General features: G+C 74.0%; 15 protein-coding genes. 5 read left to right on the forward strand and 10 right to left on the reverse strand.

Features of this window, described 5'->3' with window-relative positions; all coding sequences use genetic code 11:
- Positions 1–86: 86 nt before the first annotated feature.
- The 5 genes from CP968_RS13540 to CP968_RS13560 all read right to left on the reverse strand — a co-directional run bounded on the left by CP968_RS13540 (position 87) and on the right by CP968_RS13560 (position 11224).
- Positions 87–1715 carry a succinic semialdehyde dehydrogenase gene (locus CP968_RS13540; protein ID WP_150518272.1) on the reverse strand — a complete coding sequence of 543 codons (1629 nt, stop codon included), beginning with the start codon at positions 1713–1715 and terminating at the stop codon, positions 87–89.
- Positions 1716–1853: 138 nt separating this feature from the next.
- Entirely contained in the window at positions 1854–3554 is a 1701-nt protein-coding gene (locus CP968_RS13545; protein WP_189828839.1) for a serine/threonine-protein kinase, read from the reverse strand.
- A gap of 125 nt (positions 3555–3679) precedes the next feature.
- Positions 3680–6523, reverse strand: a complete 2844-nt coding sequence (locus CP968_RS13550; RefSeq protein ID WP_150518273.1) for a protein kinase family protein — start codon at positions 6521–6523, stop codon at positions 3680–3682.
- Between the two features lie 79 nt (positions 6524–6602).
- On the reverse strand, positions 6603–9260 hold the full coding sequence (locus tag CP968_RS13555) for a protein kinase domain-containing protein (protein ID WP_373304001.1): 2658 nt from the start codon (positions 9258–9260) through the stop codon (positions 6603–6605).
- 257 nt (positions 9261–9517) lie between these two features.
- Positions 9518–11224, reverse strand: coding sequence for a glycerol-3-phosphate dehydrogenase/oxidase (locus CP968_RS13560; RefSeq protein ID WP_150518275.1), 1707 nt, complete (start codon positions 11222–11224; stop codon positions 9518–9520).
- Positions 11225–11480: 256 nt separating this feature from the next.
- Between CP968_RS13560 and CP968_RS13565 the strand changes: the two genes are divergently transcribed.
- Positions 11481–12710: a nucleotide sugar dehydrogenase gene (locus tag CP968_RS13565; protein ID WP_150518276.1), complete on the forward strand. Its 1230-nt coding sequence runs from the start codon at positions 11481–11483 to the stop codon at positions 12708–12710.
- Between the two features lie 116 nt (positions 12711–12826).
- The gene (locus CP968_RS34070; RefSeq protein ID WP_167536803.1) at positions 12827–13336 is read left to right on the forward strand and encodes a hypothetical protein; all 510 of its coding nucleotides are present in this window, start codon (positions 12827–12829) and stop codon (positions 13334–13336) included.
- A gap of 88 nt (positions 13337–13424) precedes the next feature.
- Here the strand turns inward: CP968_RS34070 and CP968_RS13575 are convergent, their stop codons facing one another.
- The 4 genes from CP968_RS13575 to CP968_RS13590 form a co-directional block, all read right to left on the reverse strand.
- The gene (locus tag CP968_RS13575; protein WP_150518278.1) at positions 13425–14549 is read right to left on the reverse strand and encodes a GuaB3 family IMP dehydrogenase-related protein; all 1125 of its coding nucleotides are present in this window, start codon (positions 14547–14549) and stop codon (positions 13425–13427) included.
- A 174-nt stretch (positions 14550–14723) separates the two neighbouring features.
- Complete coding sequence (guaB, locus tag CP968_RS13580) at positions 14724–16223, reverse strand: IMP dehydrogenase (protein ID WP_150518279.1); 1500 nt, start codon at positions 16221–16223, stop codon at positions 14724–14726.
- A 137-nt stretch (positions 16224–16360) separates the two neighbouring features.
- Positions 16361–16990, reverse strand: a complete 630-nt coding sequence (locus CP968_RS13585; RefSeq protein WP_150518280.1) for a sigma-70 family RNA polymerase sigma factor — start codon at positions 16988–16990, stop codon at positions 16361–16363.
- 416 nt (positions 16991–17406) lie between these two features.
- The gene (locus CP968_RS13590) at positions 17407–18018 is read right to left on the reverse strand and encodes a response regulator transcription factor (RefSeq protein ID WP_003948568.1); all 612 of its coding nucleotides are present in this window, start codon (positions 18016–18018) and stop codon (positions 17407–17409) included.
- Positions 18019–18398: 380 nt separating this feature from the next.
- Here CP968_RS13590 and CP968_RS13595 point away from each other — a divergent pair, with 380 nt between their 5' ends.
- Complete coding sequence (locus CP968_RS13595; RefSeq protein WP_150518281.1) at positions 18399–18725, forward strand: WhiB family transcriptional regulator; 327 nt, start codon at positions 18399–18401, stop codon at positions 18723–18725.
- A gap of 141 nt (positions 18726–18866) precedes the next feature.
- Here the strand turns inward: CP968_RS13595 and CP968_RS13600 are convergent, their stop codons facing one another.
- A complete protein-coding gene (locus tag CP968_RS13600) occupies positions 18867–19775 on the reverse strand; it encodes a LysR family transcriptional regulator (RefSeq protein ID WP_150518282.1) in 909 nt (302 codons plus the stop codon).
- Positions 19776–19864: 89 nt separating this feature from the next.
- Between CP968_RS13600 and CP968_RS13605 the strand changes: the two genes are divergently transcribed.
- Positions 19865–20560: an MOSC domain-containing protein gene (locus CP968_RS13605; RefSeq protein WP_150521905.1), complete on the forward strand. Its 696-nt coding sequence runs from the start codon at positions 19865–19867 to the stop codon at positions 20558–20560.
- Between the two features lie 9 nt (positions 20561–20569).
- Positions 20570–21343 carry an SDR family NAD(P)-dependent oxidoreductase gene (locus tag CP968_RS13610; RefSeq protein WP_150518283.1) on the forward strand — a complete coding sequence of 258 codons (774 nt, stop codon included), beginning with the start codon at positions 20570–20572 and terminating at the stop codon, positions 21341–21343.
- Positions 21344–21354 lie beyond the last annotated feature (11 nt).

Genomic DNA, 21354 nt, shown 5'->3' on the forward strand with positions numbered 1-21354 from the left:
TCGACTCGGACACTGGCGCGCCTCCCATGACGTTCCCGGACGTGACTGCTCTCACTGCTCTCGCGGTGCTGCCCGCCGTGCCGGTCTCAGCGCAGCCGCAGGGCCTTCATGACCTTCAGGCTGCGCGTCATGAACGCGGCGTACCTCTCGTCGTCCATGCCCAGCGACGGCGCCATGGGCAGCAGCCGCTGGTGGGCGACGGTCTGGGCCTCGGTGTACTTGAGGATGCCCTCGGAGCCGTGGCGGCGGCCGAGGCCGGATTCCTTCATGCCGCCCATGGGGGACTGGGCGCTGCCGTAGGCGGGGGCGTAACCCTCGTTGATGTTGACGGTGCCGGTGCGCAGACGGGCGGCGACGGCGTGGCCGCGGCGGGCGTCCTGCGTCCAGACGCTGGAGTTGAGGCCGTAGGGGGTGGCGTTGGCCCGGGCGACGGCCTCGTCCTCGTCGGTGAAGCGGTAGATCGAGACGACGGGTCCGAAGGTCTCCTCGCCGCACACCGCCATGGGCGCCTCGACGCCGTCGAGGATGGTCGGCTCGTAGAAGAGGGGGCCGATGTCGGGGCGGGCGGCGCCGCCGGCGACGAGGACGGCGCCCTTCGCGACGGCCTCGTCGACGTGCCGCCGTACGGTCTCCAGCTGGGCCGCGCCGACGAGCGAGCCCATGTCGGCGCCGTAGGCCAGGGCGCTGCCCAGGCGCATGGCCCGGGTGCGGGCGGCGAACCGCTCGACGAACGCGTCGGCGAGGGAGGCGTGGACGTAGAGCCGCTCGATGGAGATGCAGAGCTGTCCGGCGGAGGAGAAGCAGGCGCGGACGGCGCCCGCGGCGGCCTTCTCGACGTCGGCGTCGTGCAGCACGAGCATGGCGTTCTTGCCGCCGAGTTCGAGGGAGACCCCGACGAGGCGGGCGGCGGCGCCCTGCGCGACCTCGCGGCCGGTGCGGGTGGAGCCGGTGAAGGAGACGTAGTCGGCGTGCCGGACCACCTCGGGTCCGACGACCGGGCCCTCGCCGAGGACGACCTGGAAGACCTCTGCGGGCAGCCCGGCCTCGATCAGCAGCTCACGGGCCCACAGGGCGGTCAGCGCGGTCTCGGTGTCGGGCTTCATGACGAGCGCGTTGCCGGAGACGAAGGCGGGCAGCGCGTCGCCGACCGACAGTTCCAGGGGGTAGTTCCACGGGGCGATCTGGCCGACGACCCCGCGCGGCTGACGCAGTTCGGTGACCTTGGTGAGGGTCGGCATGGCACCGGTGTGGCCCTTGGGCCGCAGGTACGAGGGGGCCTTGCGGCCGTAGTGGCGGGCCGAGACGGCGACGGCCTGCACCTCCTCGTGGGCGTGCAGGCGGGCCTTGCCGGTCTCCAGCTGGATGAGGTCGAGGACCTCGGCCTGCCGCTCCAGCAGCAGGTCGTGGAAGCGGAGCAGGACGGCCGCCCGCCGGCGCACGGGGACGGCGGCCCAGGCGGGCTGGGCGGCGCGGGCCCGGTCGAAGGCCTCGGCCACGTCGTCGGGGGTGGCCTCGGGGAGCTCGGCCAACCGGGCCCCGGTGAAGGGGGTGTGGTTGGCGGTCCGGCCGGAGCCGATCACTCCGCGGGTCAGCCGGGCGACCAGGTCCGGGGTCACCACGTCGTCGGCGGTGCGCACGCCGGCCGGGGCCGGGGCGACCGGGTTGGTGGGCTGCGGTGCGGTGCGGAGGGGGGCCGGGGCCTGCGAGTCCGTCATGGCGGTGAGCGTATTGCGCCCGGAAGCCTTTGGGTACCCGTGGGTAACCGGATTTTGCCATTTCCGCCAGTGACCGCTGGCACAGTCCGCGGCACGGCCTCCGCCGCGCCCCCGACCAGTACGTCCGCGCCCCGCGGATCACTGCCCCTTGGAGGCCGGCTTCCAGCCGCTGAGCACCACGTCGAACTGGGCCCGGGTCGTCGACCAGTCGGCCGCCGGCCCCGACATGTAGATCGCCCACTCGGTGCCGTCCCGCTCCACGTACATCTGCTCGACGGCCCGACGGGGCCCCGCGTGGGTCCCCTTCTCCGTCCAGGTGAAGTCCCACAGCGCGGCCCGGGTGCTGTCCTGGAAGGTGTTCTGGTTCAGCTTCTGCCGCTTGTAGTCCGACCGCTGGCGCAGCTGCTTCTCCAGGTCCAGGAGGTGCATGTACGGGTTGTCGTAGTCCGGGGTCGCGTCCGAGGCGATCCGGATGAAGTGCCGCCCGTTGTCGGGGGTGTAGTCGATCTGGTTGCCGTCCATCTGGCGCTTCCAGCCCTCCGGTACGAAGAGGCTGAATCCCGTCGGGTCGGTGACCTCGGTCCACCCCGGCGGCACCGCCTGGCCCTCCCGCGGGCCCGTTTCGTCGACGGGCTGCTGGTCGGGGGTGCTCGTGCTCTTGTCCGCGTTCTTGTCCGGTGCGCCGCCCTCCGTCGCGTCACCGGTGTACTTCAGCACCCCGAACACCCCGCCGCCGCCCAGCAGGGCCGCCACCAGCGCCACGGCAGCGGCGCGCCGGACCCGGCCCCGGGCGTGCTGCACGGCCGGGCCCGGCCGGTCGGGCAGCGTGGCCGTCGGCCCGGAGGACCCGTCCGCGCCCCCGCCCCCGCCGGACGGATCGGCCGGGACCTGCGCCCGCGACGGCACCGGCGTCGGCGTGGGCGTCGGGGGCTCCCCGTGCGCCTGGGCCGTGCTCAGCTCCTCCGCGCTCACCCCCCGCGTCGGCACGTACGCGTGGGCCGACTTGGGCGCCCGGCCCTCCATCGCCTCCAGCAGCATCCGCTCGGCCTCGACGGCCGACGGCCTGTCCCCCGGGTCCTTGCGCAGCAGGGCCGTGATCACCGGGCCCAGCGCCCCGGCCTGGCGCAGCGCCGGCGGCTCGTCGTTCACCACGGCCTGGAGGCTGGATATCGGCGAGGTGCGGCGGAACGGCGAGCGCGCCTCCACCGCCGTGAACAGGGTGGCGCCCAGCGACCACAGGTCGGAGGCCGGGTCCGGGGAGCCGCCGGTCACCCGCTCGGGCGCCAGGTAGTCGATGGAGCCGACGATCTCACCGGTGCGCGTGATCGACGAATCGCCCTCGATCGCGGCGATCCCGAAGTCCGTGAGCAGCACCCGGCCGTCCTTGGCCAGCAGCACGTTGCCCGGCTTCACGTCCCGGTGCAGCACCCCCACCGCGTGCGCGGCGCGCAGGGCGCCCAGCACGTGCAGCCCGATCCTGGCCGCCTCGCGGGGCTCGATCCGCCCGGCCTCCTTGGCCGCGTCGGCCAGGGAGGGCCCGTCGATGTACTCCATGACGATCCACGGCCGGTCGTCGTGCTCCAGCACGTCGTGGACGGTGACGACCGCCGGGTGCTGGATGCGGGCCGCCGCCCGGGCCTCCTTCTGCGTCCGGGCGTGCATGACGTCCCGGTCGGCCTGGGCCACGTACAGGCCCGCCGTCAGCTCCTTGACGGCGACGATCCTGTGCAGCAACTCGTCATGCGCGCGCCACACCTTGCCCATGCCGCCCCGGCCTATCGGCTCGACGAGCCGGTACCGGCCCGCCAGCACGGCGCCCCCACCTGTCTGCTGTTCCACGAAACCCCGCCGCTCTCTGCACTTCAGGCCAGATTACGGAGCCCACGGGCGCTGCCGGAACCGCCCGGGCGCCGAAAGGCCGCACTGTGACGCAATCGCCGTACTGATCGATCCTCAGCACGGGGTCAACCGCCCGACTTGTAACTGGCCGTGGCCTTTTCGAAGACCTCGGTGACCTTGCCCTGTTCGTCCTCGGGCCCGGTCACCATGACGACGTGGTAGGTGCCGCCCAAGGCGACAACGAAGTTGCGCGCGAAGACGTTCCGTCCGGTGCCGTCGATCCACGTGTACCGCCCGGTGGCCCGCAGTTGCTGGCCCACCTTGGTCGACTTCACGTCGCCGACCGTCGACCAGGTGGAGGTGCGGTACGGCGTCAGCTCCTGCTCCTTGTCCTTCTGGTAGGCCGCCGGATCCGGATTGCCCTCGACCCGGTCCCGGCCGGGGACCACCGTCAGCGTGAACTGGCCCCCGGTGTAGCGCACCTGGCCCGCCTCGTTGATGCCCCGGCGCTCCCAGCCCTCCGGCACCGCGATCTCGAAGTGCTCCGGGTCCTGCTGGGTGGTGTAGCCGGCCGGCGCCGGGGCGGGCGCGGGCGCGGAGGCCTCCGGGGGCGGGGTGGTCGTCTGCGGGGCCGGCTTGGACTCCGGAGTGCCGGTGGGGACTTGGGACGGGCTCTGCCGCGCCGGCCCCTCCGCGCTGCCGCCCGGCGCCTGCGGATCCGCGGAGCGGGGCAGGAACAGCATCGCGTACGCCACCGCCCCGGCCAGCAGCACCAGGACGCCGACCAGCAGCAGCCGGCCGAGCGCGAGGGGCTTGCGGGGGGCGGCCGGGTTGCGGTGGCGCCCGTGCAGGTCGCCGCGGCGGCGCACCACGGGCAGCCGGGCCGGGTCCGCCTCGGCCATCGGGAGCACGCCGAACCCGGCGTCCGGCTCGGGCGCGGACCGCACGAGCGAACGCAGCCAGCCCCGCAGCTCCTCGAAGTCGGGCCGCTCGGTCGGGTCCTGACGCAGCAGCGACTCCACGACCGGCCGCAGTGCGCCGCACTCCTCCGCGAAGGCCGGGGGCTCGGCGCACACCATCTCGACGAGCTCGCCGACGCTGTCCTCCGGGTACGGGGCGTGGCCCTGGACCGCCCGGTAGAGGAGGGCGCCCAGCGCCCACAGGTCGGTGGCCGGGCCGACCGGGGCGGCCAGCTGCCAGTGCCCGTGGACGGGCCCGGCCTGTTCGGGGGCCCAGCGTTCGGTGACGGCGCCCACGACGGCCATCCGCGTCTGGCGGGCCCGCTCGGCGTCCAGGCCGGTGCGCGGCCCGTCCCAGCCGTCGGCGGGAGCGGCGGGAGCGGCGGGAGCGGCCGGGGCCGGCTGGGCCGGGGGCTCGGGGGCGGTCGGGCGCGGCTGCGGGCGGACCGGTTCGGAGGGACCGGCGCCGGGGCCGGGGCCGTACGGGGCTTCGGCCTGCCGGTATCCCTGCGGCAGGGCCAGCTGCGCGGGCAGCGCGGCCCGCGACTCCGGCGGCTGCGGCTGCGGCTGCGGCTCGGTGTACGGATCGGTGTACGGGCGGGCATGGGGGCTCGGGTGCGGGCCCGGGTCCGGAGCCGGGTCCGCGGGGGGTGTCGGACCGGCCGGGGCCGGGTCCCGGCGGGCACCGTCCTGCGGGGCCGGGCGCGCGGGCGGCAGGGAGTGGGGCTCAGGGGCGGGCGGCAGGGCGGGCTGGCGGCGCGGGGTGGCGCCGTGCCAGGCGGCGGGGGCGTCTCCTTCCGGGCCGCCGTACGGGTACGAGTACCCCTGCGGCAGGTTCGATCCCTCGGGCCGCGGCTCCGCCACGGCCTTGCGCTGCTCGGTGACCCGGGCGGCGGCCGCCTGGGCACCGGCGCGGTAGGCGGCGATGGCTCCGGCCCGAGCGGCGGCCTTCAGGTCGGGCCGCTCGGCACGGTCCGGCCGGTCCTCCGGGCGCCCGGGGGTGATGTGGTCGGTGTAGCGCGGCCCGGTGTCGTACCCCGGGGCCACCAGCGGCGCGTACCCGGTCTCGGGCGCCCGGGGCCGCTGCGGGGGCCGGCCGGGCTCGGGCTGGCCGGGCCCGGGGTGGTGGAACGGGGGGCCGGCGTGGGGCCCGGCGCCGGGGGCCGGTTCCGGGCTCCCCGCGCCGAAGGCCGCCGGCTCCAGCCCGGTACCGGGAGCCGCACCCGGGGCCGGGCGTCGCTCCAGCCCCGTACCCGCGGTCCCGCCCGGGTCCGGGGCGTAGGGGCCCGGCCCGTACGGGGGCCCGCCCGCGGCCGGGGCGCCGGCCGCCGGGCCCGCGCCCCCCGGACTGCCGGGAGCCGGGGTGTGCGGGGTCGGGGCGTGCGGGGCGGGGGCGTGCGGGGCTCCGGCGTCCCACCCCGTCTCCTCGCCGGCCGGGGGACGCGGGACGGGGTCGTAGCCGCACAGGGCCTCCTCCGCCGCGCCCGCCGCCAGCCCGGTCAGCACGATCCGGCCGTCGTCGCAGACCAGGACCGTGCGGACGGTGATGTTGCGGTGGGTCCAGCCCTGCGCGTGCAGCACGCGCAGCGCGGTCAGCACGTCCGAGGCCACCTCGGCCGCCCGGTAGGGGCTCAGCGGCGCGTCGGCGATGAGTGCGGCCAGCGGCCTGGCCGGGACCAGTTCGCTCACTATCCACAGCGAACCGTCCTCGGCGAACACGTCGAAGACCTGGTCCAGCCGCGGATGGTCCGCGACCGCTGCCGCCGCCTGGGCCGCCTCGATGGCGCGCCGCACCGCCGGCAGGTCGCCCGCGGGCGTCGAACGGGCCGTGGTGCGGCGCCCGTCGAGCGTCTCCGCGTCCACGACCTCCGGCAACGGCACCTGCCGGACCAGCACTTCCTGCCCGCTGCGCGTGTCGAAGGCCCGGGTCTCGACCAGTTCGTACGCGTCGGACGGCGGTACCGGCAGACGGTAGCGGTGGGCCAGGATCCGGCCCGCGTACTCCTCCACCATCGCCTCCCCCGAGTGCGTCAGGTCCCTCGTGGCCCCGCTGACACGATACGACGCGCAGGGCGCCCGCGTCCCGGGGTCAGCCCAGCGGCTGGAACGTCTCGAAGGCCGTGGTGCGCATCTGCGTGCACTCGGCGCCGTCCCACTGGTCGGCCGCGCAGCTGATCATGATCGCGTAGCCGTGTGCGTCGTCCAGCTTGAAGCCGCGGTTGAGCACCCTGACCTTGACGCCCTTCTGCTCCCGCTCGAACTCCCAGTCCGCGACGGTCGGGTAGCCGCGGTAATCCACCGTGTCGACCCGGATGGTCCGGTAGTTCGTGCTGCTGGCCGCGGTGCCCGCGACCGAGGCGAGCCAGGCGGCCTTGGCGTTGTTGCCGGGACTGCCGGTGTGGTCCACCTGGATGCGCGGGAAGCCGCCGTCACGGCTGTATATCCCGCCGGAGTTCTCCCCCGCCGTTGCCGTCTGCTTGAAGCCCTCGGGCATCGCCATGGTGAAGTGGAACCCCGGGTTGCTCACCAGTGCGTAGCCCGCGGGCAGGGCCCCGCCCCCGGCGCCCGGGTCGCTGCCCTGGCCTTGGCCCTGTCCCTGGGTCTGTCCCTGTCCCTGGCCGCCGTCGGCGCCGGGCGTCTGCTGGCCGGCGCCGCCCTGCTGCCCCGTTCCGGACGGGGGCTGCGCGGGCGACTCGGCCGTCCCCTGCGGAGTCCCCTGCGGGCTTCCGCCGGGGCTCTGGCCGCCGGACGCGGCCGGGGTCGGCTTGCCGGCGCCCTTGCCCTCGTCCGTACGGCCGCCCTTGTCGTCGCCGCCGACCAGGAAGGCGATCAGGGAGCCGATCGCCGCGAGCACGACGACCACGGCGACGATCGCGAGCACGATGGTGCGGCGCTGCATGACGTCGGTGAGCGGAGCCGCGACGGGCGACGGCTTCGGCTTCGACTCAGGGGCCTTCGCCGGTGCCTCGGCGGCCGTGGCCGCGGCCGCCGCGACGGCCGCCGCCTTGCGGGCCGACTTCAGCGCTGCGCGGGCCCGTTCGCGCTGCTCGCGCTCGCGCCGCTCGCGCTCCTTCTTCGCCGCCTTCTCGGCGGTCTTCTCCGCCTTCTCGGCCGCGGCCTTCTCAGCGGCTTCCTTGGCATCGGCCAGCGAGATCTGCCGGGTCTGCTCTGCGGTCGGCGCGGCCGCGGGGGCCGGCGGCGGCTCGGGGGCGTCGATCACCGCGGTGAGCATCGCCCGCGCGCGGACGTCGTCGAGCCGCTGGGCCGGGTCCTTGGCGAGCAGGCCGTAGATCACATCGGTGAGCGGTCCCGCGTTCCCCGGCGGATCGACCGGCTCGGTCATGACCGCGGTGAGGGTGGCGAGCGCCGAACCCTTGTCGTACGGGGGCACTCCCTCGACCGACGCGTACAGCAGACCGCCGAGGGACCACATGTCGGCGGGCGGCCCGGGCTTCTGGCCGCGGGCCCGCTCCGGGGAGATGTACGAGGGGGCGCCGACGAGCATGCCGGTGGAGGTGACGGAGGGGTCGCCCTCGACCTGCGCGATGCCGAAGTCGGTGAGGACCACGCGGCCGTTGCCGGCGATGAGCACGTTGGACGGCTTCACGTCCCGGTGCAGGATGCCCTGGCCGTGCGCGGCCCGGAGCACGTCGAGGACGGCCAGTCCGACCTCGGCGGCGCGACGGGGCGTCAGCGGGCCGTTCTCGCGGACGAACTCGGCGAGGGAGGGGCCCTCGATGAGCTCCATGACGATCCACGGGCGGGCGTCCTCGTCCACCACGTCGTAGACCGTGACGGCGCCGCCGCTGCGGATCCGGGCGATGGCCTTGGCCTCGCGGAGGGTACGGGTGATCAGCCGGCGCTTCTCGTCCTCGTCGACCCCGGTGCTGAAGCGGAGTTCCTTGACGGCGACGGTCCGTCCCAGGGTCTCGTCCTCGGCGCGCCAGACGGTGCCCATGCCGCCCTTGCCGAGCACCTCGCCCAGCCGGTAGCGGCCGGCGAGCAGCCGCCCCTCGTCGGCGGGCTTGGCGTCCTCGGGCGCCGCCGGGCCCTTGCCGGCGGGCTTCGACCCGCCGACCGCCTCCTTCGCGGACCGGGCCCTGGCCGCCCCGGGGGCGTCCTTGCCCGACGCCCGGCCGGCGCCCGGCTCGCTCCCGGGCCTCGCCCCCGCGGGCGGCGCGTCCTCGACCGGCGCCGCGCCCGCGGCCCCTTCCGCCCCGGCCTGCGCCACGGCCGGTATCTCCTTCGTCAGCCCCTTCGCCCCCGCGGCAGCGCCCTTCCCGGAAGACCCGCCCCCGGACACGTCCTTCACCGGAGCCTTCCCACCCGACACGCCCCGCCCCGGCACCGCATCCTCGGGCACGTCCTTGGCCGCAGCCTTCCCGCCTGACGCCTCTCGCGCCGTCGCCCCGTCCTCGGGCGCGCCCTTGGCCGGGGGCTTCTCCACGGGCTCTTCCGCCTGCGGCTCGCCCGTCTCCGGCGGGTGCTTCACCGTCGCCCCGTCCTCGGGCGCGTGCTCCGCCGGCGGCTGGCCCGCGGCCCCGGACCGCACCTGCGCGGCCGGCTTCGGCCCGGGTGCGGCGGCGGCGTCCTCGGACGCGGTCACCTCGTCGGCGCCGGCCGCGGCCTCGGGCCCGGCCGGGTCGGCGGCGCGCTCCGCGCCCGACCCCGCGTCAGTTCCCCCGTCACCCGCGGCGTTCGCCGCGTCGGCCGAAGCTCCGTCGTCGTGCTGCGCCGCAGGCGTCACGGCATCCTCCACCACGGGCTTCGCCGCAGGCGACCCGGCAAGCGCCCCGTCGGTGTGCTCCGGCTTCGACATGCGTCCCCTCTGCGATCGTGCCGCCCGCCCCAGCAGCGCCGGCGGCTCAGGCAGCGCCGGCGGCGCCGGCTGGCCCGGCAGCGGCCGGGGTCCGCGGTAACCCGCCCCGGCAGGCCCCTCATTGTTCCTCACTCCGCAACGGACGGACCCCCCGGGTCCGCGGTTCCCCCTTCCGGATAGCGGAGTTACAACGGAACGATGTCGGGCGCCCCCAGCCGGGCGGCGTCCGCCGTCTGGTCGTCCGGCTGGCGCTGCGACTCCCGCTCCGCCTGCACCCGCTTCTCGTAGTGCTCCACTTCCTTCTCGATCTGCTGTTCGTCCCACCCCAGCACCGGCGCCATCAGCTCCGCGCACTCGCGCGCCGACCGCGTGCCCCGGTCGAAGGTCTCGATCGAGATGCGCGTCCGCCGCGTCAGGACGTCGTCCAGGTGCCGCGCCCCCTCGTGCGAGGCGGCGTAGACGATCTCGGCGCGCAGGTAGTCCTCGGCGCCGGTCACCGGCTCGCCCAGCCCCGGGTCGCCGGCGATCAGGTCCAGCAGTTCCTCCGTCAGGGACCCGAAGCGGTTCAGCAGGTGCTCCACCCGCACCACGTGCAGCCCCGTCCGGGCGGCGATCCGGGCCCGCCCGTTCCACAGCGCCCGGTACCCCTCCGCGCCCACCAGCGGCACGTCCTCCGTCACGCACTGCGCGACCCGCTGGTCCAGCCCGTGCACCGCCTCGTCGACGGCGTCCTTGGCCATCACCCGGTACGTCGTGTACTTGCCGCCCGCGACGACCACCAGCCCCGGCACCGGGTGGGCGACCGTGTGCTCCCGCGAGAGCTTGCTCGTCGCGTCCGACTCGCCGGCCAGCAGCGGCCGCAGCCCCGCGTACACGCCCTGCACGTCGTCGCGGGTCAGCGGCACGGACAGCACCGAGTTCACGTGCTCCAGCAGGTAGTCGATGTCCGCGCTCGACGCCGCCGGGTGCGCCTTGTCCAGGTCCCAGTCGGTGTCCGTGGTGCCCACGATCCAGTGCCGGCCCCACGGGATGACGAACAGCACCGACTTCTCGGTCCGCAGGATCAGCCCGGTGCTCGAATGGATGCGGTCCTTCGGCACGACCAGGTGGATGCCCTTCGACGCCCGGACGTGGAACTGCCCGCGCTCTCCGATCAGGGCCTGGGTGTCGTCCGTCCACACGCCCGTCGCGTTGACCACCTGCTTCGCGCGGATCTCGTACTCCCCGCCGCCCTCGACGTCCTGCACGCGCGCGCCGACCACCCGTTCGCCCTCGCGCAGGAAGCCGACCACCCTCGCACGGTTGGCGCAGTGCGCCCCGTACGCCGCGGCCGTGCGCACCAGGGTGGCCACGTACCGCGCGTCGTCCATCTGGGCGTCGTAGTACTGCAGCGCGCCCACCAGGGCGTCCTTGCGCAGTGCGGGCGCCACCCGCAGGGCCCGCTTGCGCGAGAGGTGGCGGTGCACGGGCAGGCCCCGGCCGTGCCCGCTGGAGATCGACATCGCATCGTAGAGCGCCACGCCCGAGCCGGCGTACAGCCGCTCCCAGCCCTTGTGCTGCAACGGGTAGAGGAACGGCACCGGCTTCACCAGGTGCGGGGCCAGCCGCTCCAGCAGCAGGCCGCGCTCCTTCAGCGCCTCCCGGACGAGGGCGAAGTCGAGCATCTCCAGGTACCGCAGTCCGCCGTGGACGAGCTTGCTGGACCGGCTGGAGGTGCCGGACGCCCAGTCCCGTGCCTCCACCAACCCGGTCGAGAGCCCACGGGTCACCGCGTCGAGCGCGGTCCCCGCGCCCACCACGCCCGCGCCCACCACCAGCACGTCGAGCTCCCGCTCCGCCATCCGCGCGAGGGCCTCGGCGCGCTCCGCCGGCCCCAGTGTCGCTGTCCTCACGGCTGCCTCCCGTTACTGCGGGCCTCTCCCGCGTCGTACGGGTGATCCAGCTCACACCACCCGTTCATGATTCTGACCGTCCCCGCCCGCATCGGCCACCGCCTGTGGACAACACACAGACGGCCACCGCTCCAGAATGCGACATATCTGTCATATATACGCCTAGTCTGACATTGCGCCAGCTCCTTCCGGTCTCCTCCTGTCCACAGGGCTTGCGCGCGCATCCCCCTCATGTCAGGGAAGGGACGGCACCCCCATGCCCGCAGATCTCGCCGTCATCGGACTCGGCCATCTCGGCCTCCCCCTCGCCCAGGCGGCCGTCGCCGCCGGGATCGAGACGGTCGGCTACGACAGCGGTCCGGTCACGGACTCCACCCTCACCGCAGCCGAGATCCGCCGCATGTCGGCGGCCGGCTTCCGGATCACCACCAACCCGGCCGAACTCGGCCGGGTCCGCACCGCCGTCATCTGCGCCCCTACCCAGCTCGGCGCCGATCGTGCACTCGACCTCTCCGCGGTCGGCGAGGCCGGCCGCGCCCTCGCCGCCCGGCTGCGCGCCCACACCACCGTGATCCTCGAATCCGCCGTGCACCCCGGCGTCACCGAGGACTACCTCCGCCCGATCCTCGAAGAGGGCTCCGGCCTGCGGGCGGGCCGGGACTTCCACCTGGCCTACTCCCCCAGCCGGCTCGACCCGGGCAACCGCACCCACGGCATCTCCAACACCCCCAAGGTCATCGGCGGCCTCACCCCCGCCTGCACCGAGTCCGCGCACGCCTTCTACGCCCGCCTCACCGAGAAGGTGGTCCGCGCCCGCGGCCTGCGCGAGGCCGAGACCGTGCAGCTCCTGGAGACCAACTACCGGCAGGTCAACATCGCCCTCATGAACGAGATGGCGGTGCTCTGCCACGACCTCGGCGTCGACCTCTGGGACGTCATCCGCTGCGCCGAGACCAAGCCCTACGGCTTCCAGGCCTTCCGCCCGGGCCCCGGCGTCGGCGGCCACGGCGTCCCGCTGGACCCCAACTACCTCCCGCACACCACCCGCACCCCCGGCCACCCCCTGCGCATGATCGGCCTGGCGCAGGAGATCAACAACCGGATGCCCCAGTACGTCATCCAGCGCTCCGCCACCCTGCTGAACGAGCACGGGAAGTCGGCCCGCGGCGCCCGCGTCCTGCTCCTGGGCGTCACGTACAAGCCGGACCTGGCCGACCAGGAGGGCTCACCGGCCGGCGAGATCGCCAGCCGCCTCCTCGACCTGGGCGCGCTGATCAGCTACCACGACCCGTACATCGCGGGCTGGCGCGTCCGCGACCAGCCGGTGCCGCGCGCGGAGTCCCTCTACGAGGCCGCCGCCAACGCCGACCTGACCATCCTGCTCCAGCAGCACCGCACCTACGACCTGCAAGGACTCGCGGTCAAGGCCCAGCTGCTCCTGGACACCCGGGGCGCCAGCCCGGCGGGGGCCGCCCACCGCCTCTGAGCCGCCGCGATCCCCCCGGCGGATGTCCGGGACGGGTGTTAGCCTGCGGCGTCACTTATCTCGCACTTATGGCCTACGGGCACCCGTGCGCCCGAATCCCTGGGGGGGGATTTCCCATGGCTCAGAACGTCCAGCCGCCCGCACCCGACTCCGCCACCCCGGCCCCGGCCCCGTACCCGGCCCCGGCTCCGTACTCGGCCCCCGCCCCGGCCCCGGCCCGCGGCGGCAACATCGGCCTCGGCATCGCCGCCGCCGTCGTGGCGGCCCTGGTCGCGGCCGGCGCCTACGGCGCGATCATGAACGCCATCGACCGCCAGGTCGGCTACGCCGCGGTCGGCGTCGGACTCCTCGTCGGCCTCGCGGCCGGCAAGGTCGGCGGCCGGAACCCGGTCCTCCCCGTGGTCAGCGTCGTTCTCTCGGTCGCCGCCGTCTACCTCGGCCAGCTGTTCTTCATCGCGCTCGCGCTCTCCGACGTCGCCCACATCGCTCTCGCCGACGTCTTGAGCGACCCGGGCATCGGCGGCCTGAACGACATCTGGAAGGAGGCGTCCGAGGTCATGGACTACCTCTTCCTCGCCATCGGCGGCTTCGTGGCCTTCGGCGCCGCCAAGAAGGTCGGCGACTGACCCCCGCTCCGCACCTGCCGGAGGGCCGGCACCCCCGTGGGGTGCCGGCCCTCCGGCATGCGTACGGGAAACGGCCCGCGGCTCCCGGTCAGCGGCTGTGCTGCGAGTCCGCGATCGTGACCTCGACCCGCTGGAACTCCTTGAGCTCGCTGTAGCCCGTGGTCGCCATCGAACGGCGCAGCGCGCCGAAGATGTTCATCGATCCGTCCGGGCTGTGCGAGGGACCGGTGAGGATCTCCTCGGTGGTGCCCACGGTGCCCAGGTCGACCTTCTTGCCGCGCGGCACGTCCTCGTGGACGGCCTCCATGCCCCAGTGGTTGCCCTTGCCGGGCGCGTCGGTGGCACGGGCCAGCGGGGAACCGATCATCACGGCGTCCGCACCGCAGGCCACGGCCTTCGGGATGTCGCCCGACCAGCCCACGCCGCCGTCGGCGATCACGTGCACGTAGCGGCCGCCGGACTCGTCCATGTAGTCGCGGCGGGCCGCGGCCACGTCCGCGACGGCGGTCGCCATCGGGACCTGGATGCCGAGCACGTTGCGCGTCGTGTGCGCCGCACCGCCGCCGAAGCCGACCAGGACGCCCGCGGCGCCGGTCCGCATCAGGTGCAGGGCCGCCGTGTAGGTGGCGCAGCCGCCCACGATGACCGGGACGTCGAGCTCGTAGATGAACTGCTTCAGGTTCAGCGGCTCGGCCGCGCCCGACACGTGCTCCGCCGAGACGGTGGTGCCGCGGATCACGAAGATGTCCACGCCCGCGTCGACCACGGCCTTGGAGAACTCCGCGGTGCGCTGCGGGGACAGCGCGGCGGCGGTGACGACGCCGGAGTCGCGCACCTCCTTGATCCGTCGGCGGATCAGGTCCGCCTGGATCGGGGCCTCGTAGATCTCCTGGAGACGGCGCGTGGCGGTCGCCCCGTCCAGCTCCGCGATCTCGTCGAGCAGCGGCTGCGGGTCCTCGTACCGGGTCCACAGGCCTTCGAGGTTCAGCACGCCGAGGCCGCCGAGCTCGCCGATGCGGATCGCCGTCTGCGGGGAGACGACCGAGTCCATGGGGGCGGCCAGGAAGGGGAGCTCGAAGCGGTACGCGTCGATCTGCCAGGCGATCGAGACCTCCTTCGGATCCCGGGTACGCCGGCTCGGGACGATGGCGATGTCGTCGAACGCGTACGCCCTGCGGCCGCGCTTGCCGCGCCCGATCTCGATCTCAGTCACGTGTGGTGGCCTTTCCTCTGGGTCTGCCCGTCCAGTATCCCCGACCGGCGGAGGACTGCGTTTCGGTGCCCGCTGTACGGACGTACGGTCCGCACGCCCGGTGCGCGCGGACCGGTGGCACGGCGAAGGGGCGGGCCCGGATGGTTCTCCGGGCCCGCCCCTTCGCTCGCGCCGTCAGCCCTTGCGGCTGTAGTTCGGTGCTTCGACCGTCATCTGGATGTCGTGCGGGTGGCTCTCCTTGAGCCCCGCCGAGGTGATCCGGACGAAGCGGCCCCGGTCCTGGAGCTCGGGAACCGTACGGCCGCCGACGTAGAACATCGACTGCCGCAGACCGCCGACCAGCTGGTGGACGACCGCGGAGAGCGGACCGCGGTAGGGCACCTGGCCCTCGATGCCCTCGGGGATGAGCTTGTCGTCGCCGCCCACGCCCTCCTGGAAGTAGCGGTCCTTGGAGAAGGAGCGCTGGTCGCCGCGGGACTGCATAGCGCCGAGCGAACCCATGCCGCGGTACGACTTGAACTGCTTGCCGTTGATGAAGAGCAGCTCGCCCGGGGACTCCTCGCAGCCCGCGAGCAGCGAGCCGAGCATCACCGTGTCGGCGCCCGCGACGAGGGCCTTGGCGATGTCGCCGGAGTACTGCAGGCCGCCGTCGCCGATCACCGGGACGCCCGCGGCCTTGGCCGCGAGGGCGGCCTCGTAGATCGCGGTGACCTGCGGGACGCCGATGCCGGCGACCACGCGGGTCGTGCAGATGGAGCCGGGGCCGACACCGACCTTGATGCCGTCGCAGCCGGCGTCGATCAGCGCCTGGGCGCCGTCGCGGGTGGCGACGTTGCCGCCGATGACGTCCACGGCCGCGTTCGACTTGATCTTCGCGACCATGTCGCCGACGAGGCGGGAGTGGCCGTGGGCGGTGTCGACGACGATGAAGTCGGCGCCCGCCTCGATCAGCGCCTGGGCCCGCTCGTACGCGTCGCCCGCGACACCGACGGCCGCGCCGACCAGCAGCCGGCCGTCCTTGTCCTTGGCGGCGTTCGGGTACTTCTCGGCCTTGACGAAGTCCTTGACCGTGATGAGGCCCTTGAGGATGCCCGCGTCGTCGACCAGCGGAAGCTTCTCGATCTTGTGGCGGCGCAGCAGCTCCATGGCGTCCACGCCCGAGATGCCCACCTTGCCCGTGACCAGCGGCATCGGGGTCATGACCTCGCGCACCTGGCGGCTGCGGTCGGACTCGAAGGCCATGTCGCGGTTGGTGACGATGCCCAGGAGCTTGCCCGCGGGGTCGGTCACCGGCACGCCGGAGATGCGGAACTTCGCGCAGAGCTGGTCGGCCTCGCCCAACGTGGCGTCCGGGTGCACGGTGATCGGGTCGGTGACCATGCCGGACTCGGAGCGCTTCACCAGGTCGACCTGGTTGGCCTGATCGGCGATCGACAGGTTGCGGTGCAGCACGCCCACGCCGCCCTGACGGGCCATCGCGATCGCCATGCGGGCCTCGGTCACCTTGTCCATGGCGGCGGACAGCAGCGGAACGTTCACGCGGACGTTGCGCGAGATCAGGGAGGAGGTGTCGATCGCGTCAGGCGACATGTCCGACGCGCCCGGCAGCAGCAGGACGTCGTCGTAGGTCAGTCCGAGCGTGGCGAATTTGTCGGGCACTCCGTCGGCGGTCATGACACCTTCCCAAATGGTCTTGCTCAGCGCGGATGTCCATGCTAACGGGATACCGCCGCGTCTCATTCCACGACCAAGAGCGCGCGGAAGTTTCGTCACTTCCTACCAGACGGCGCCGACGCCCGGGCCCGGCCGCGTCACTGCTCGGCGAGGGCCCGCAGCCTGCTCAGCGCCCGGTGCTGTGCCACCCGCACCGCTCCCGGCGACATCCCGAGCATCTGTCCGGTCTCCTCCGCGGTCAGCCCGACGGCCACCCGCAGGACGAGGAGCTCCCGCTGATTCTCCGGCAGGTTGGCCAGCAGCTTCTTGGCCCAGGCGGCATCGCTGCTGAGCAGCGCGCGCTCCTCGGGGCCCAGCGAGTCGTCGGGCCGCTCCGGCATCTCGTCGGACGGCACGGCCGTGCTCCCCGGGTGCCGCATGGCGGCCCGCTGGAGGTCCGCGACCTTGTGCGCGGCGATGGCGAAGACGAAGGCCTCGAAGGGCCGGCCGGTGTCCCGGTAGCGGGGCAGTGCCATCAGGACCGCGACGCAGACCTCCTGCGCCAGGTCCTCGACGAAGTGACGAGCGTCACCCGGGAGCCGGGACAGCCGGGTGCGGCAGTAGCGGATCGCGAGGGGGTGCACGAAGGCGAGCAGATCGTGCGTGGCCTGTTCGTCGCCCTCGACGGCACGGCGCACGAGCGCGCTGACGGCCCCGGCGCTCCCGCCCTTGGCGGCGCCGGTGGAACCTGTGGCCGCGGGTGACCCCTGGGCCTCGTCGTCGCGCATCGATCCATGGTGCCTTGGCGCCGGAGAATCCGTGGCACCGTGGCACGCGTTGTGCATCGAAGCGTTATGAGCGGGTGCGCCGGAACCCATGCTCTGCGCCTCCCCTCCCGCTCGGCCGAATCGCCCCCGAGGACGGGGGCTCCACATCTCCAAGAATGCGGCACACCCTCAAGGATGCGGCATCGCGCACGAAGCGACACGTCCCCCGGATCGAGCCCCGCCAATCCCCGGGTGCGTTCCGGGTACGACGGCGGGGGCCCGGCGCCCGCCGGGCCGGGTCGGCGCCCGCTCCGCGCGGCGCCTGCCGGGCCGGGCGCGACGCCGCCGCCACCCGGCACAATGCCCCGTCCGCCGACGACGGACGGGACCGTACGGGGCGGTCCGCCGCGGCGGACCGGTCCGTGCCCCGGGCGGGGTCAGCGCACGAGGCCCCAGCGGAACCCGAGGGCCACGGCGTGCGCCCGGTCGGAGGCGCCCAGCTTCTTGAACAGCCTGCGGGCGTGCGTCTTGACCGTGTCCTCGGAGAGGAAGAGCTCGCGCCCGATCTCCGCGTTCGACCGGCCGTGGCTCATGCCCTCCAGCACCTGGATCTCACGCGCGGTGAGCGTGGGCGCGGCGCCCATCTCGGCCGAGCGCAGCCGGCGCGGGGCCAGTCGCCAGGTCGGGTCGGCGAGGGCCTGGGTGACCGTGGCCCGCAGTTCGGCGCGCGAGGCGTCCTTGTGCAGGTAGCCGCGGGCGCCGGCGGCGACCGCGAGGGCCACGCCGTCCAGGTCCTCGGCGACCGTCAGCATGATGATGCGGGCGCCGGGGTCGGCCGAGAGCAGCCGGCGCACCGTCTCCACACCGCCGAGCCCGGGCATCCGTACATCCATCAGAATCAGGTCGGAGCGGTCGGCACCCCAGCGGCGGAGGACTTCCTCGCCGTTGGCGGCCGTCGTCACGCGCTCGACGCCGGGCACGGTGGCAACCGCGCGACGGAGCGCCTCTCGGGCAAGCGGGGAATCGTCGCAGACGAGGACGGATGTCATGACCGCCCTCCGCAGCTGCTGATGCGCGTCACCTTGAGCCTCCAGGCTGGTACGTATCGTCACCTGTGCGGTCGATGCCCCCGGACGCCTGTCCGAGAACGTGTGTGGTTCAACCGCCTTCGCACTCTCAACGATGGTCACTCGAAAGAGTTACGGGTCGGACGGACACCTTCGGCACTCTACGTGAGGTGGCGATCACGGCACAGGAGCCACGAGCTGCTTGTCGTCCATCTGGAGCTATGCCCTATTTGGCGGCTTTCCTTCCGTTTGGCACGTGTCTGAGGCTAGATTCCCCATAGGTCATATTTACATCTACTACGACAGTAGGTGTGGAGACATGGACCCCATCCGCCTCAGTACCGGCACCAAGAGGACTACCAATGGCAGATTTCTCCCGCCTCCCCGGACCGAACGCCGACCTCTGGGACTGGCAGCTGCTCGCCGCCTGCCGCGGGGTCGACAGCTCCCTCTTCTTCCACCCGGAAGGCGAGCGGGGCGCGGCGAGGAGCGCGCGCGAGGCCTCGGCTAAAGAGGTCTGCATGAGATGCCCGGTGCGCTCGGAGTGCGCCGCGCACGCCCTAGCCGTCCGCGAGCCCTACGGGGTGTGGGGCGGCCTGACCGAAGACGAACGCGAGGAGCTGATGGGCCGCGCCCGGCACCGCCTGATCCCCGCGTCCAGCACGATCGGCCCCGCCGCTCCGCACTGACGGGACCCGGCGAAACGCCCGAAGGAACGTTTCCGCGATGCGTCGTCGCACCCGGGGCACACCGTGCCCCGGGTACGGATCCCACCCGTTCGGCCGTACGCACCGCCGCGCGTCCCGCCGCGCGTCCCGCCGTACGTCCCCTCAGCGCGCCCCGGCCCGCTCCAGCTCGGCCAGGGTGGCGGCCACCGCCGGCACCCGGGCCAGGTCCGGCAGGGTCAGGGCGACCACCTCGCGCTCCACCGCCGGCTCCACGGCCACCGTGCTCACGCCCTTGGCCCGTACGGACTCCACCGCGAGCTCCGGCAGCACCGCCACGCCCAGTCCCGCGCCGACCAGGCCGACCACCGCCGGGTAGTCGTCGGTGGCGAAGTCGATGCGCGGGGTGAAGCCCGCGTCCTCGCACACCTCCACCAGATGGCGGCGGCAGCGCGGGCAGCCCGCGATCCACGGCTCGCCGGCCAGTTCGGCCATGCCCACCCGCTCGGCCCCGGCCAGCCGGTGGCCCTCGGGCACCAGGCCCACGAGCCGGTCCGTCAGCAGCGGCCGGACCACGAGGTCCTCCCACTCCGCCGCGGCCCCCGGCGCCCCGCGCTCCCCGCCGTACCGGAAGGCCAGCGCCACGTCGCAGTCGCCCTCCCGGAGCATCTCCACCGAGCGCGGCGGCTCGGCCTCGACCAGCGAGATCCGGGTGCCCGGGTGCGCGGCGCGCATCGCCGCGAGGGCGGTGGGCACCAGGGCGGAACTGCCGCTGGGGAAGGACACCAGCCGGACCCGGCCCGCGCGCAGCCCCGCGATGGCCGCGACCTCCTCCTCGGCCGCGGTCAGCCCGGCCAGGATGCCCGCGGCGTGCCGCACCAGCGCCTCGCCGGCCTGGGTCAGCCGCATCTCGCGGCCGGTGCGGATGAGCAGCGGGGTGCCGGCGGACTGCTCCAGCGCCTTCATCTGCTGGGACACCGCCGGCTGGGTGCAGCCCAGTTCGCGGGCTGCGGCGGAAAAGGAGCCGGTCCCGGCGACGGCGCGCAGGACGCGGAGATGACGTGCCTCGATCACCCTTCGAGCATAAGCCCCGCTTTGACGGCGAGGGAAATACCCCTTCAGATCTTTGGGGCGGCTCGGTTAGCGTGTGGTGCATGGGCCCCATGCACCTCCTCTCCGTGAACCTCGGCCGCGCCACGGCCGTCGACTGCTCCGACGCCGAGGGCGGCATGACCGGCATCGGCAAGCGCCCCGTCCCGGGGCCGGTCCGCGTCAGCGCGCCCGGCCCGAAGGCCACCGGCCGCGGCAGCGGCCTGGCGGGCGACGCCGTCTGCGACCGGCGCCACCACGGCGGCGACCACCAGGCCGTCTACGCGTACGCGCGCGAGGACCTCGACTGGTGGGAGGCCGAGCTGGGCCGCGCCCTGCCGCCCGGCCTCTTCGGGGAGAACCTCACCACCACCGGCGTGGACCTGAGCGGCGCGGTGCTCGGCGAGCGCTGGCGGGTCGGCCCCGAACTGGTCCTGGAGGTCTCCTCCACCCGCATCCCGTGCCGGACCTTCCAGGGCGTGCTGGGCGAGCCCGGCTGGGTCAGGCGGTTCACCCGGGAGTGCCGTCCGGGGGCGTACCTGCGGGTGGTCCGGGAGGGCCCGGTCTCCCCCGGCGACCGGATCGAGATCACCCACCGCCCCGAGCACGAGGTCACCTCGGCGTTCCTCTTCCGCGCCTGGACCACCGACCGGACCCTGCTGCCGCGCGTCCTCGCGGCGGGCGAGGCCCTGGCACCCGACGTGCGCGAGACCGCCCTCGCGTACGCGCGCAAGCACGCGGGGCACGGAACCGTCACCCCGGGCGGCTAGGTTGCGCGTATGACGACTGCCTTGATTACGGGATCCACGGCGGGCATCGGCGCCGCCTTCGCGCGCCGGCTCGCCGCCCAGGGACACAACCTCGTACTGGTGGCGCGCGACACCAAGCGGCTGGGCGAGCAGGCCACCGAACTGCACGACCGGCACGGCATCGAGGCCGAGGTCCTGGCCGCCGACCTCGCCACGGAGGAGGGCATCGCGGCCGTGGAGCAGCGGCTGGCCGACCGCACGCACCCGGTGGACCTGCTGGTCAACAACGCGGGCTTCGGCAACAAGGGCCGCTACCTCGACGTCTCCATGGCCGACGAACTGACCATGCTGAAGGTGCACGTGGAGGCGGTCCTGCGGCTGACCTCCGCGGCCGCCGCCCCGATGCGCGCGCGCGGCCGCGGCGGCGTGATCAACGTGGCCTCGGTGGCGGCCTTCCTGCCGCGCGGCACCTACGGGGCCAGCAAGGCCTGGGTCGTGCAGTTCACCCAGGGCGCGGCGAAGGACCTGGCGGGCTCGGGCGTACGGCTGATGGCCCTGTGCCCCGGCTTCGTCCGCACGGAGTTCCACGAGCGGGCCGGGATGGGCACCGACAACATCCCGAACTGGCTGTGGCTGGACGCCGACAAGCTGGTGACCGCGGCCCTCGCCGACCTGGCCCGGGGCCGGACCGTGTCGGTCCCCGACCCGCGCTACAAGGCGCTGATGGGCGTGGTGAAGCTGACCCCGCGCGGCCTCCTCGGCGGGGTGTCCTCGCGCACCGGCCGCAAGTACGGCCCCCAGTAGGCCGGCAGGAC

Origin of the sequence: Streptomyces subrutilus, from assembly GCF_008704535.1 — a bacterium.
GTDB classification, from domain to species: Bacteria; Actinomycetota; Actinomycetes; order Streptomycetales; family Streptomycetaceae; genus Streptomyces; species Streptomyces subrutilus.

Excerpts from the sequence above, each read along its gene's own strand:
- CP968_RS13540 (WP_150518272.1), bottom strand. The coding sequence starts at position 1,715 with ATGACGGACTCGCAGGCCCCGGCCCCCCTCCGCACCGCACCGCAGCCC.
- CP968_RS13565 (WP_150518276.1), top strand. The coding sequence starts at position 11,481 with ATGCCCGCAGATCTCGCCGTCATCGGACTCGGCCATCTCGGCCTCCCC.
- CP968_RS34070 (WP_167536803.1), top strand. The coding sequence starts at position 12,827 with ATGGCTCAGAACGTCCAGCCGCCCGCACCCGACTCCGCCACCCCGGCC.
- guaB (WP_150518279.1), bottom strand. The coding sequence starts at position 16,223 with ATGACCGCCGACGGAGTGCCCGACAAATTCGCCACGCTCGGACTGACC.
- CP968_RS13585 (WP_150518280.1), bottom strand. The coding sequence starts at position 16,990 with ATGCGCGACGACGAGGCCCAGGGGTCACCCGCGGCCACAGGTTCCACC.
- CP968_RS13590 (WP_003948568.1), bottom strand. The coding sequence starts at position 18,018 with ATGACATCCGTCCTCGTCTGCGACGATTCCCCGCTTGCCCGAGAGGCG.
- CP968_RS13595 (WP_150518281.1), top strand. The coding sequence starts at position 18,399 with ATGGCAGATTTCTCCCGCCTCCCCGGACCGAACGCCGACCTCTGGGAC.
- CP968_RS13605 (WP_150521905.1), top strand. The coding sequence starts at position 19,865 with ATGCACCTCCTCTCCGTGAACCTCGGCCGCGCCACGGCCGTCGACTGC.
- CP968_RS13610 (WP_150518283.1), top strand. The coding sequence starts at position 20,570 with ATGACGACTGCCTTGATTACGGGATCCACGGCGGGCATCGGCGCCGCC.